This window comes from Paraburkholderia sp. PREW-6R (assembly GCF_039621805.1).
Taxonomy (GTDB): domain Bacteria; phylum Pseudomonadota; class Gammaproteobacteria; order Burkholderiales; family Burkholderiaceae; genus Paraburkholderia.
In genome coordinates this window covers 513704-527432 of sequence record NZ_CP155073.1, presented here as the reverse complement: position 1 = coordinate 527432, position 13729 = coordinate 513704, and the positions used below count along the sequence as shown (strand labels likewise).

Below are 13729 nucleotides of genomic sequence, written 5' to 3'. Positions count from 1 at the left end.
CGTTAGCGCGCCACATTCTCACCAAACACCCGTTCCCACAAAGCCAGCACCGCCTCGCGTTCGGCGGTGACGCTTGCGGGATCCACTCGCGCCTTTTCCATTCCGTCGAGCCGCAGCTTATGCTGCAGCTTGCGGTAGGTGCGATAAGCCGCGCCCACGGTTTCCGCCTCTTCCTCGCTCATCAGACCCAGGCGCGACACCTCCCGCAGCAGCGCGATGTTGCCGGTGTTGCGAACCAGCTCGGGGTCGCCTGCTGCATGCAGCAGCACCCAGTACTGCACGGTGAACTCGATATCCACCATGCCGCCGCGATCGTGCTTCAGGTCGAACAACGGCGTATGGTTCGGATGCCCCGCCTCGACCCGCGCGCGCATCTCCACGATTTCCTTCGCGAGCGACGCCGCCTCGCGCGGCATGGTCAGAACCTGCTCGCGAATCGCTTCGAACGTGGCGCCGATTTCCGTGTCGCCCGCGCAGAAACGCGCGCGGGTCAGCGCCTGATGTTCCCAGACCCAGGCGGTATTCGCCGCATCGCCCTCACGCAGCTGATAGCGGCGGAAAGCGTCGAGATCGGTGACGAGCAGCCCCGACTCGCCGTTCGGCCGCAGCCGCAGGTCGACGTCGAATAACGTGCCGGCGCCGGTCGCCATGGTCAGCCAGGTAATCAGACGGCGCGTGAAGGTCGCGTAGACATCGGCGGCGGCATCGTCGGGATCGTCGTAGAGGAAGATCACGTCGAGGTCCGACGCGTAGCCCAGTTCCTTGCCCCCCAGCTTGCCGTAAGCGATCACCGCGAATCGCGGCACATCGCGGTGACGTTTCGGCAACTGATTCCAGACCGCCTGCAAGGTGACGTCGAGCACGGCGTCCGCCAGTTCGGAAAGACGGTCGCTCACGTGCTCGACGCTCAGCTTGCCCGCCAGATCGATCAGCAGAATGCGGAACACTTCGGCCTGATGCGCGTGGCGCAGCAGGTCCATCTGCTGCTCGACGCCGTCGGCGGCGGCAAGACGCAAACGCAGCGTGCGTTTGAACTCGGCCCAGTCGAACGGACTATTGAGCGCCTCGTCGTCGAGCAGCTCGTCGAGCAATTGGGGATGGCGTATCAGGTAGCCCGCCGCCCAGCGCGAGGCGCCCAGCACCGACAGCACGTGATGCAATGCCTGCGGATACTCGGTCAGCAACGCGAGGTACGCGCCGCGCCGGCTCACCGTTTCGAGCAGGTCGAAAAATCGCGCGATCGTATCGCCGCGCCGCTCCGGCGGCTCCAGCGTGCGCGCCGCCTCCAGCGCACGTTGCGCGACGATGTCGAAGCGCTGCCGGCTACGCTCGGCGAGACCTGTGTAGCGCGACGATTGCCACACCGCCTTCAGTCTTGCGAGCAGTTGCGCCGGCTCGGGGAGGCCCAGTTCGACGAGGCGCGCGAGCAGCGCGTCGCCGGCGCTGTCGTCGTCGAGCGCGCTGCTCCAGACCCAGGCCGCTGCGCCGTCCTCGGGCGCAGCGCAACCGTCGCGACCGTTCACCTTGTCGGCGAAGATCTGATCGAATTGCTGCTCGACGAACTCGCGGTGCGCGTCCAGCCGTGTCATCAAGCTCGCGTAATCGTCGCAGCCCAGCGAGCGAGCCAGCGCCGCCCGATCCTCGGGATCGACCGGCATCGCATGAGTCTGCGCATCGTTGCGATATTGCAGACGATGTTCGACCTCGCGCAGAAAGCGATAAGCCTGCGACAGCTTCACGCAGACCGAGGTGTCGATCAGCCCGTGCGTCGCCGCGTGCCGCAATACGGCAAGCGTGGGCCGTACGCGAAAACCCGCGTCCTGGCCGCCGCGAATCAGCTGGAACACCTGCGCGCTGAACTCGATTTCGCGGATGCCGCCGCGCCCCAGCTTGATGTCGTCGGCCTTATCGGGGCGCATCGACGCGCGCCGCTGCGCTTCCTGACGAATCTGCACGTGCAGCGCACGAATCGCGCTGATCACGCCGAAGTCGAGGTATCGGCGATAGACAAACGGTGTGACGATCGCGTCGAGCTGTTTCTGCAGGCGTTGCGCGGACTCGCTCGCGCCTTCGGACACGAGCCGCCCCTTGATCCACGCGTAGCGCTCCCACTCGCGGCCCTGCACGTAAAAATATTCTTCGAGCATGCCAAGACTGCACACGAGCGGCCCCGAATCACCGTTCGGCCGCAAGCGCATATCCACACGAAACACGTAACCGTCGGCGGTCACCTCGGCGAGCGCGCCGATCAGACGTTTGCCAAGCCGCGTAAAAAAGTCTTGTACCGCGATCGGCGAGCGCTGGCCGCCCGAGGTTTCGCCCTCTTCTTCGTAGACGAAGATCAGATCGATATCCGACGACACATTCAGCTCGCGACCGCCCAGCTTGCCCATGCCGACCACGCCGAGCGACAGCCGCTCGCCCTCGGGTCCGCGCGGCTCGCCATACAGCGTTTCCAGTTCGCCCGACAGCACGGAGAGCGCACGCTGGATCGTCGTTTCCGCGAGGTCGGTCATTGCCCCGGTGACTTCGGCGACATCGGCTTCACCGGCCAGATCGCGCTCCATCACGGCGCAAAACACCTCGGTGCGCAACTGACGCAAGGCCCGTTTGAGTGCATCCTCGGAGAGCGGCGCGCCGCTTGCGCCCGACGCTTCGGCGCACAGCGCATCAAAGCGCGCGTCGATCCGCTCGCGGGTGAGTGGCGCGCAAGCCAGCGCATCCACATAAGCCGCGAGTTCCGGACGCGCCGCCACGGCGCGCGCCGCATAGTGGGAATACTTCGAACTCAGAAGAGTGGCGTCGGTCATCAGGGGTCTGGCTCGCTCGTTGCTTGATCAGCGTTGTTCAGTTCGCAGTACACCGGGCCAGCATCATGTCGGCGACCACGCGTGAAGTGCTTGCGCAGGTCGCCACGCGGCGTACAGACAGCGTTTGCACGATGTCCGCCGGCGCTTTCCCGTGTGTTACATTTCGTCGTTAATTCGCAAAACTACCATACGCCCACCCGCCGCAGCATGTCCGAGCGAAACGAATCCGCCGACCAGCAGGAAGCCGGGCAGGTCCGGCCAGCGAGCGGAAGCGACCCCATCGCGTTGCGCCGGACATTTCACGTGCTCCTCGCGCTGGCGCTCGTGTTGTACTTCATCGCCACGGGGCTGTTCCTTGGCCTGCGTTATGTCGTGCTGCCGCGAGTCGACTCATTCCGGCCGCGCATCGAGGCCGCAGTGTCCGGCAAGCTCCACGCGCAGTTCACCATCGGCAAGCTCGCGCCTTACTGGAGCGGTTTCCAACCCGGTGTCGACGTCACCAACCTCGTCATTCGCGACCACGCCGGCAAGCCCGCACTGACCATTCCACACGCCACGGCGACGTTGTCGTGGCGATCGCTCTGGCAGTTGCACCCGGCGCTCTCGAGCCTGATCGTCGATCAGCCCGACGTGCTGGTGTCGCGCGCCAGCGACGGCGTGCTCTCCGTAGCGGGCGTGCCGGTGCCCACGCGACATAGCGGCAACGACACACTGTCCACCTGGCTGCTGCGCCAGCAGGCTATCGTGGTACGCGGCGGCGTGCTGCGCTGGCGCGACGCGCAGCACAACGCGCCGGAACTCGCGTTGCGCGACATCCGAATTGCGATTCTCAACGACGGTTACGACCACCGGCTCGCGCTGCAGGCGCCGCCCGACGGTCAGGTGCTGCACGGACCGCTCGATTTCCGCACGCATTTCAGACACGCAGCGCTCTCGGCAATCGGCAAACCGACCAACTGGACCGGTCAGATCTATATGTCCACCGGCCCCGTGGACCTGCCCGCGCTTGCGCGCTACGTCAACTTCCCGATCGAGGCTTTTGCCGGCCGCATCGACAATGCGATCTGGGCGGACTTCGCTGATGGGCGTATGACCGCCGCGAGCGGCCAGCTAACGGGCGCCGACGTCGCCATGCGCGTGCGTCCGACCCAGCCCAAACTGCTCGTGCCGGTCGCCAGCTTCTCGTGGCGCGTGGAAGCGACACGCGGCGACTACACGCTGCAACTGAAAGACCTGCGCGCCGAACTCGGTCAGCCGCCGCTCGATGACGGCACGCCGCTCACTCGCACGCTGTCGTTTTCCACGCTGGACGGCCGCTTCCGGCCGGCGTCGCAGCAACATGGGCAACTGATGAGCGTGAGCGGCGATCGCGTCGACCTGGGCATTCTTGCGGAATTCAGCCGGGCGCTGCCGTTGCCGCCGCGGCTGCTGAACAATCTCGTGCGCTTCAACCCGCGCGGCATGGTGGCCAACTATGTGATCGAGGTCGAACGCGACAAGCCGCCATCCGGCGAAGCGGGCAGCGACCGTCACGCGACCGGCGCGGAGCCGGTCGAGCGCTATCGTTTCAAGGGCGATTTGCAGGGCATCAGCTTCGCCGCGCAGGAACCGCCGCCGGGCCTCACCGCGCTGAATCACCCACGCGCCGGCGTGCCCGGCATCGAAAATCTGTGGGGCAGCGTCGACGCCGACGAGAACCACGGCAGCGCGCTGCTCGACACGTCGAATGTCGCCATTACACTGCCCGGCGTGTTCGACGATCCGCGCCTGAAGCTCGACCGTCTGCATGGCCGCGCCGACTGGACGATCACGCCCAAGGCGCCGGGCGAGAATCACCCTGCGTTCAAGGTCAAGCTGGCGGACTTCGGCGTATCGAACGCGGACGTGGCGGCCACCGCCACCGCCGACTACAGCAACCCCGGTCACGGCCGAGGCGCGCTCGACCTGAAAGCGGACTTCCAGCGCGCGCAGGTCACGCGCATTGCCCGTTATCTGCCGACCAGCGTCAGCGAGAAGTTGCGCATTTATCTGGGACATGGTCTGCAAGCCGGCATGTCCCACGGCGCGACTATCGAGATTCACGGCGACCTGACCAAATTCCCTTATTCGCGCGACCCGACTGCCGGCATTTTCCATATCGTCGCGCCGTTCAGGGGCGGCAAGTTCGACCCGTCGCCCTTCCCGCCCCGCAAGATGAGAAACGGCACGCCGAATATCTGGCCGCCGCTCGACGGCATCGACGGCAAGTTCGAACTCAGCCAGAACGTGATGCGCTTCGACATCGACCGCGCGCATTACAAGCGTGTCGCGCTCCACGGCGTGAAGGGGCGGATCGACGATCTCGGCACGAAGGCGTCGAGCCTCGTGATCCAGGGCGACGGCCTCGGGCCGTTGTCCGACATGCTCGACTATGTGAACGCCAGCTCGCTCGGCATCATGGCCAAGCATGAAACCGAGAAGGTACAGGCCGAGGGACGCGCGTCGCTCGCACTCAAGCTGACCGTGCCGCGCACGCCGATGCCGCATATCGCCGTGGAAGGCGCGGTGGGCTTCCAGAACAACCGGCTGAGCGTCGCGAACGTGCCGCCGCTGTCGCAGTTGAACGGCAAAGTACGCTTCACCGAGCACACCGCACAGGTGGACCGCCTGACCGCACAGTTCCTCGGCGGCGACGTGCACGCGAACGGCGGCCTGAAGCAGGACGGCACTTATGCGCTGGATCTGGGCGGCCACATTGCCGTGGATGCCGCACGCAACCTCGATCTGCATGGACCGGCCACGCAGGTGCTCACGCGCTTGAGCGGCAGCGCACCGTATGCGCTGAACGTGCGCGGCGCGAAAGGACATCTGCCGGAGGTGACGGCCAATTCCGATCTGACCGGTCTCGCGCTCGATTTCCCCGCGCCGTTCAACAAGCCGGTGGGCGAGCCGATGCCGCTGCGCTTTGCCGTGAAGCCGTCCGCCGCGCCGGGTGAAGCCGGCCTGGAACGCGCCGATCTCACGTTCGGACCTATCGCCGCCACCTATTTACTGCACTATCAGCCGAAAACGACGCCGACCGTGGTGCGCGGTGCGATCGGCGTGAACAGGCCGGCGGATTTGCCCGCCGAAGGTGTCGTTGCGGCGGTGGAGGTGGAGGCGTTCGACGCCGACGCGTGGCGCGCGCTGGTTGCCCAGATGCGCAGCAAGGACGCGCCCGCGCCGGCACCGGTCACTGCCGCCGCGGCGGCCGACGCGGCTAATGTTCCCGACGCGGCTAATGTGTCTAACGCGCCTAATGCGCCCAATGTGCCCAATCCGATGGTCGCGCAGTTCCTGCCGAGCCGCTTCGCCGTGCACATCGGCACATTGACGCTGCTCAAGCGGCACTGGGAGAGCGTGGTCGTCGGCGCATCCCATGCGGATAACACATGGCAGGCGAACATCGCGTCGGACCAGGTCTCCGGTCACGTGTCCTGGCTTCCCGGCCCAACCAAAGGCTCGCCCGGCACGTTGCAGGCGCGTTTTGCACGGGTGGTGATTCCGTCGGCAACAGACAAGGATCTGATTGGCCAGGCAATGTCCGCGCCGGCGCAGAACATGCCGTCGATCGATCTGGTCGTGAACGAGCTGATTTTCCGCGATCGCAATATTGGGCGTCTCGAAGTCGACGCGCATAACTTCGACGAAAACGGCGTGCCTGTGTGGCAACTCGACAAGCTCGACGTCAGCAATCCGGCCGCGTCGCTGACGGCGACCGGAAACTGGCGCACCTCGACCGAACTCGGCACGTCCGCCGACGACACCGCGCCCCGCCGCACGGTGTTCGATTTCAAGCTGGACATCAAGGACGCGGGCGCGCTCTTGGAGCGCTTCGGCCAGCCGCGCACGCTGAAGGCGGGCACGGGCTCGCTGTCGGGCAAGGTGATGTGGTTGGGCGGTCCCACCCGCATCGACTACTCGACCTTCAACGGCAATCTTGCCGTGGACCTGCGTCACGGGCAGATCCTGAAGGTCGATCCGGGCGTCGCCAAGCTGCTCGGCGTGCTCAGCCTGCAAAGCCTCGCGCGTTTCGCCACCCTGAATTTCCGCGACGTGATCGGCGAAGGCCTGCCGTTCGAACGCGTGACGGGCACCGCGCAGGTTCACGACGGCATCGGGCGCACCGAAAATTTCGAGATGGTGACCGCGCCGGCTCGCGCCGAAATGAAAGGCTCGGTAGACCTGGCACAGGAAACGCAGGATCTGCACGTGCGGATCATTCCCACGGTCAGCGCCGGCGCGGCCGTGGTCGCGGCGGCGGTCGTCAATCCGCTGCTCGGGCTCGGTGCGCTCGTCGCCGATCTGGCGTTCTCGCAATCGGTGTCGCACGCGTTTGCGCGCGAGTATGCGATCACCGGCGCATGGTCGAAACCGCACATCGAGCGGGTCAGAAGCGATCGCGGTAAGATGGACGCTCCGGCTTCGACCGTCGAGGCGAATTGAGCTTTCCGCGCCATGCTCCGCTGGCCCCGCGGGAAAACGCAGAGCCGCGCCGCCGGCCCAGCCGGCCCTGATGACTGAACGCAGCGCCCGCGGCACCCGCCGCCGCCTTGCCGGGAGTTTTTCAAAACGCTCATGAGCGAAACACACGTCTCTTCCTCAGCTTCGGCCGCTTCGTCGTCTGCGCAGGCAGGCGGCTCTTCCGAAACCGCGTTCCGCGTCGCCGCGCTGCAAATGGTGAGCACGCCGGATCGCGATCGCAATCTGGCCGAGGCCGAACGGTTGATCGCAGAAGCCGCTGCCGGCGGTGCGCAACTCGTCCTGCTGCCCGAGTATTTCTGCTTCATGGGCTTCAAGGACACGGACAAGCTCACCGTGCGCGAGCCCTATCAGGACGGTCCGATCCAGCGTTTTCTCGCTGACACGGCGCGCCGTCACAAACTGTGGGTGATCGGCGGGACGTTGCCGATTACCGCGCCGGAAGCGTCGCGCGTGCTGAACACCACACTCGTGTTCGATCCGCAAGGCAACGAGGCCGCGCGCTACGACAAGATCCACCTGTTCAGCTTCGAAAAAGGCGAAGAATCGTTCGACGAGGCGCGCACCATTCGTCCCGGCGACGAAGTCCGCACCTTCGAAGCGCCGTTCGGCCGTGTCGGACTATCGGTCTGCTACGATTTGCGCTTTCCCGAGCTATACCGGCGCATGGGCGACTGCGCGCTGATCGTGGTGCCGTCGGCGTTCACCTACACCACCGGCCGCGCGCACTGGGACATGCTGCTGCGCGCCCGGGCGGTGGAAAACCAGTGCTACGTGCTGGCGGCCGCGCAAGGCGGCAAACATGAAAATGGCCGCCGAACCTGGGGCCACAGCATGCTGATCGACCCGTGGGGCGAAGTCGTCGCGGTGCGCGACGAAGGCGCCGGCGTGGTCGCCGGCACAATCGAGCGGGCACGCATCGACGAAGTGCGGCAGAGTCTGCCGGCCTGGCGTCACCGCGTGCTGGGTAGCTGAACGAGTACATGAGCTGGCCGATCGGCCCGCCCGTTCAGCCAACTGCCGGTTCGCAATGGCTGGACATTGAAACTGCGGCGCTGCCCACTCATATGAGCGTGTGGCGCTAACCGAATCCTCCGTATTGAGCAGAACATACTTCGAATGAACATCATCGAACCCGGTATCCGCAATCTCGCCACCGCCAAAGACATTCTCCTGACCCCTTACGGTCTCGACGAAGCGCTGCTCACCCGCACGCTTGCCGAAATCTTCACGCACAAGATCGACTACGCGGACCTGTACTTCCAGTACACGCGCAGCGAAGCGTGGAGCCTCGAAGAAGGCATCGTGAAATCAGGCAGCTTCAGCATCGATCAGGGCGTCGGCGTGCGCGCCGTGTCGGGCGACCGCACGGCCTTCGCCTATTCTGACGATCTGTCGCCCGAAGCCATCCGGCAGGCGGCGCTCGCCACCCGGTCGATCGCCAAAGCGGGCGGCGGCAAGCAGAAAATCAAGGTGGCGTCGTCGCTGACCGGCATTGCCGGGCGCGATCTGTACCTGCCGGCCGATCCGCTGCAATCGCTCGACGCAACCGCCAAGGTCAAGCTGCTCGAACGCATCGAACAGATGGCGCGCGGCCGCGATCCGCGCATCCAGCAGGTCATGGCAGGTCTTGCCGGCGAGTACGACGTGGTGCTGGTCGCTCGCAGCGACGGCGGCTTTGCGGCCGACATCCGGCCGCTCGTGCGCGTGTCCGTCACGGTGATCGCCGAGCACAACGGCCGCCGTGAGATTGGCAGCGGCGGCGGCGGTGGCCGCTTCGACTACGGGTACTTCACAGACGACATATTGTCGAAATACGTCGACGACGCGGTGCACGCGGCCCTCGTGAATCTCGACGCGCGCCCCGCTCCGGCCGGTGCGATGACCGTGGTGCTCGGACCGGGCTGGCCGGGCGTGCTGCTGCACGAAGCGATCGGTCACGGTCTTGAAGGCGACTTCAACCGCAAGGGCTCGTCGGCCTTCGCCGGACGTATCGGCGAACAGGTGGCGGCGAAAGGCGTGACCGTAGTGGACGACGGCACGCTGCCGAACCGTCGCGGCTCGCTAAATATCGACGACGAAGGCAATCCCACGCAGTGCACGACGCTGATCGAAGACGGCATTCTCAAGGGCTACATTCAGGACACGCTGAACGCGCGTCTGATGAAAATGCCGGTCACGGGGAACGCACGCCGCGAGTCGTACGCCGCGCTGCCCATGCCGCGCATGACCAACACGTACATGCTCAACGGCGACAAAGACCCGCAGGAAATTCTCGCGTCCGTGAAAAACGGCTTGTATGCGGTGAACTTTGGCGGCGGGCAGGTGGACATCACGAACGGCAAATTCGTGTTCTCGGCCTCCGAAGCCTACATGATCGAAAACGGCAAGATCACGTATCCGGTAAAGGGCGCGACGCTGATCGGCAGCGGCCCTGAATCGCTGAAGTACGTCACCATGATCGGCAACGACATGAAGCTCGATTCGGGCGTCGGCGTGTGCGGCAAGGAAGGCCAGAGCGTGCCGGTCGGCGTTGGACAGCCCACGCTGCGCATCGAAAAGATGACCGTGGGCGGCACGGCCTAATTGTGTAGAAAACGCATACTTCGTGCATGCTTGCCTAAAAGTATGCGGTATTTCCGTATTTTTCCCGGGTCAGGCTTGTCAGGCGAGCCTCACCGGGTTATAAAGTCACTCACCCTTTTTGACCAGCGACCTCTCGTCATGTCCGCCAAGTTTTACTTTTACTTTTTCTGGCATCTCAGACCGCTGGCGGATCGAGAGGGGTGTTAGTGCACGCAGAACACCAGAATTCACGAAAAACCGCCAGCCAGCCTGGCGGTTTTTTTTCGCCCGACGCTTTTGATATTTGCCGTTGAAACCTTTTTGACTGCCGTTTGCCGTGGCGCCGCTGATCCTGCTGCCTGCCTCGCAGCCTCCGCGGTCTCCATTGCCTAAGCGAACACGCTACGAACCGATTCAGGAGAACAAGCATGCCCCCGCATAACACCGACGACGTCCGGATTCGCGAATTGAAAGAACTCACGCCCCCTGCCCACCTGATCCGCGAATTCGCCTGCGACGAAAGGGTGTCCGACGTGATCTACAACTCGCGCCACGCCATGCATCGCATCCTGCACGGCATGGAAGACCGGCTGATCGTCATCATCGGACCGTGCTCGATTCACGACACGAAAGCCGCGATGGAATATGCCGGGCGACTCGTCGAGCAGCGCAAGCGCTTTGCGGGCGAGCTTGAAATCGTGATGCGCGTGTATTTCGAGAAGCCGCGCACGACGGTGGGCTGGAAGGGTCTCATCAACGACCCGCACATGGACAACAGCTTCAAGATCAACGACGGTCTGCGCACCGCCCGCGAACTGCTGCTGCGCATCAACGAACTCGGCCTGCCGGCGGGCACCGAGTACCTCGACATGATCAGCCCGCAGTACATCGCCGACCTGATTTCGTGGGGCGCAATCGGTGCGCGCACGACCGAGTCGCAGGTGCATCGTGAACTGGCGTCGGGCCTGTCGTGCCCGGTCGGCTTCAAGAACGGCACGGACGGCAACGTGAAGATTGCCGTCGACGCGATCAAGGCCGCGTCGCAGCCGCACCACTTCCTGTCAGTCACGAAAGGCGGTCACTCGGCGATCGTCTCGACGGCCGGCAACGAGGACTGCCACATCATTCTGCGCGGCGGCAAGACGCCGAACTACGACGCCGACAGCGTGAACGCCGCGTGCGCCGACATCGGCAAGGCGGGTCTCGCCGCGCGCCTGATGATCGACGCGAGCCACGCGAACAGCTCGAAGAAGCACGAGAATCAGATCCCGGTGTGTGCGGACATCGGCCGCCAGATTGCTTCGGGCGACGAACGGATTGTCGGCGTGATGGTGGAGTCGCATCTCGTGGCGGGCCGCCAGCACTTGCAGGAAGGCTGCGCGCTGACCTATGGGCAGAGCATCACCGACGCGTGTATCGGTTGGGACGAAAGCGTCGCCGTGCTCGAAGGTCTCGCCGATTCGGTGAAGCAGCGGCGCATTGCACGCGGCAGCGGCAACTGAACGCCCGCCTGTTTTGCGCGGGCAATTGGCAAAAAGCCCGGCTCGATGATGAGCCGGGCTTTTCATTTGCCGAAAGCGTTCGCTGAACGAGCGATGAACGGCGGAGTTGTCAACGCTCGTGCTGCCAGAGCACATCCGTGCCGCCGTCCACGCGATTCAGTACGCGCGCAAGCACGAACAACAGGTCGGAAAGCCGGTTCACATACTGACGAGGCGCGGCATTGAGTTCTTCCTGCTCGCCAAGCGTAACGATCGCCCGCTCGGCGCGCCGGCAGACAGTCCGGCACACATGCGCAAGCGAAGCCGCCCGCGAGCCGCCCGGCAAAATGAATTCCTTCAGCGGTGGCAGCGTGGCGTTGTAGTCGGCCAGCCAGTCGTCCAGCCGGGCGAGATGCTCCACTGAAATCATGGTGTGGCCAGGAATGCAAAGTTCGCCGCCCAGGTCGAAAAGGTCGTGCTGAATCGCGACCAGCGCCGCTCGAACATTGTCCGGCAGCGTTTCGCACAGCAGCACGCCCAGATTCGAGTTGAGCTCGTCCACGTCGCCAATGGCGGCGATTCGCGCGCTGTCCTTGCGTACGCGGCGGCCATCGCCAAGACCGGTCGTGCCGTCATCACCCGTGCGGGTCGCGATCTTGCTCAAGCGGTTGCCCATGAGGCCTCCCATCCAGTTCGAAGACGATGCGCCGCCTTGAGAGCCGCAGCCGGCGCGTTGCGCCGGCATCACCGCGTTTATCCATATTGCGCGCATCGCCAGGTCGCCGCCATTATAGAAGCGCCGGGCGGCTTCATCACGGCCGGTGGGCGATCGGCGTAAAATCGGCAGACGGCTGTCGACCAGCGCCGCCCCAATATCAGGAGACATGCGTGAACCATCCCGTGCCGCCGGCCTCGCTGCGCCGGCCGTTTCCCGCCGAGCTGCTGAATGCGCTCAAGGCCACTTTTGGCGACCAGGCGTCGATTTCCGAAGCGGTACGCGCTCACCACGGCCGCGACGAATCTCCATTCGATCCGCAACTGCCTGACGCCGTCGTTTTCGCCCGCACTACCGAAGACGTACAGTCCGCCGTCAGGCTTTGCGGCGAGTACAACGTTCCGATCATCCCTTACGGCAACGGGTCGTCGCTCGAAGGGCACCTGCTCGCCGTGCAGGGCGGTGTGTCGATCGATCTGTCGGCCATGAACCGCGTGCTGTCGATCAACGCCGAAGACCTGACCGTCACCGTGGAGCCGGGCATCTCGCGCAAACAGCTCAACGAAGCGCTGCGCGACACGGGCCTGTTTTTCCCGATCGATCCGGGCGCGGACGCGAGCATCGGCGGCATGACGGCCACGCGCGCGTCGGGTACGAACGCCGTGCGCTACGGCACGATGCGCGAGAACGTGCTTGGTCTGAGCGTGGTGCTGGCCGACGGCCGCGTGATCGACACCGGCACGCGGGCGCGCAAGTCGTCGGCGGGTTACGACCTGACGCGGCTGTTCGTTGGCTCGGAGGGCACGCTCGGCGTCATCACAGGCATCACGCTGCGTCTGTATCCGCAGCCCGAGGCGGTGTCGGCCGCCGTGTGCGCGTTCCCGTCGATGGGCGACGCGGTGCGCGCCGTAATCGAGACGATCCAGATCGGCGTGCCGATTGCCCGCGTGGAGTTCGTCGACGCGCTCGCGATCCGCTCGATCAATCGTCATTCGAATCTGACGTTGCGCGAGGCGCCCAATCTCTTCTTTGAATTCCATGGCACCGAAGCCGGCGTGAAAGAACAGGCGGAGCTGGTCCAGGAGATCGTTGCGCAGAACGCCGGCGAAGGTTTCGAATGGGCCACGCGTCCGGAAGACCGCAGCCGTTTGTGGAATGCGCGTCACAACGCGTACTTCGCGATGCTGCAACTCAAACCCGGCTGTCGCGCGGTGACCACCGACGTGTGCGTGCCGATCTCGCGTCTCGCCGAGTGCGTGGTCGAGACGGAGCAGGATCTCAAGGCGTCGCCGCTGCCGTGCCCGATCGTCGGCCACGTTGGCGACGGAAATTTCCACGTCGTGATTCTGATCGATCCAGACAAGCCCGAAGAACTCGCGGAGGCGGAGCGGCTTAACCATCGCATCGTGCAACGCGCGCTGAGCATGGATGGCACTTGCACCGGCGAACATGGCGTGGGGCTTCACAAGATGGGCTTTCTGCTGGAAGAGCATGGCGAAGTCGCGGTGGACGTGATGCGCTCCATCAAGCACGCGCTCGATCCGCGCAATCTGATGAACCCGGGCAAGATATTCAACTGGGTAGCCTGATTCGCAGCACGCGCAGACCGCGCCGCGGCCTGAGCAAAGACAGGAACGGCGCGACCGCTGAACGGCAAG

The 13729-nt window shown here is 64.8% G+C and carries 7 protein-coding genes; 5 read left to right on the top strand and 2 right to left on the bottom strand.

The features are described 5' to 3' along the window. Positions 1-2 precede the first annotated feature (2 nt). Complete coding sequence (gene glnE, locus AAGS40_RS02340) at positions 3-2810, bottom strand: bifunctional [glutamate--ammonia ligase]-adenylyl-L-tyrosine phosphorylase/[glutamate--ammonia-ligase] adenylyltransferase (protein WP_345812928.1); 2808 nt, start codon at positions 2808-2810, stop codon at positions 3-5. A gap of 207 nt (positions 2811-3017) precedes the next feature. On the opposite strand from glnE, the gene AAGS40_RS02335 reads away from it, so the two are divergent. The 4 genes from AAGS40_RS02335 (at position 3018) to aroG (ending at position 11377) form a co-directional block, all read left to right on the top strand. After that, positions 3018-7274, top strand: coding sequence for a YhdP family protein (locus AAGS40_RS02335; protein ID WP_345812927.1), 4257 nt, complete (start codon positions 3018-3020; stop codon positions 7272-7274). Between the two features lie 132 nt (positions 7275-7406). Beyond that, on the top strand, positions 7407-8285 hold the full coding sequence (locus AAGS40_RS02330) for a carbon-nitrogen hydrolase family protein (protein ID WP_345812926.1): 879 nt from the start codon (positions 7407-7409) through the stop codon (positions 8283-8285). A 144-nt stretch (positions 8286-8429) separates the two neighbouring features. After that, on the top strand, positions 8430-9896 hold the full coding sequence (gene tldD / locus AAGS40_RS02325; protein WP_345812925.1) for a metalloprotease TldD: 1467 nt from the start codon (positions 8430-8432) through the stop codon (positions 9894-9896). Positions 9897-10303: 407 nt separating this feature from the next. Further along, complete coding sequence (gene aroG / locus AAGS40_RS02320; RefSeq protein WP_345812924.1) at positions 10304-11377, top strand: 3-deoxy-7-phosphoheptulonate synthase AroG; 1074 nt, start codon at positions 10304-10306, stop codon at positions 11375-11377. A 109-nt stretch (positions 11378-11486) separates the two neighbouring features. Here the strand turns inward: aroG and AAGS40_RS02315 are convergent, their stop codons facing one another. Then, complete coding sequence (locus AAGS40_RS02315) at positions 11487-12032, bottom strand: cob(I)yrinic acid a,c-diamide adenosyltransferase (RefSeq protein ID WP_345814467.1); 546 nt, start codon at positions 12030-12032, stop codon at positions 11487-11489. Positions 12033-12244: 212 nt separating this feature from the next. On the opposite strand from AAGS40_RS02315, the gene AAGS40_RS02310 reads away from it, so the two are divergent. Further along, on the top strand, positions 12245-13660 hold the full coding sequence (locus tag AAGS40_RS02310) for an FAD-linked oxidase C-terminal domain-containing protein (RefSeq protein WP_345812923.1): 1416 nt from the start codon (positions 12245-12247) through the stop codon (positions 13658-13660). The last annotated feature ends 69 nt before the right edge of the window (positions 13661-13729 follow it).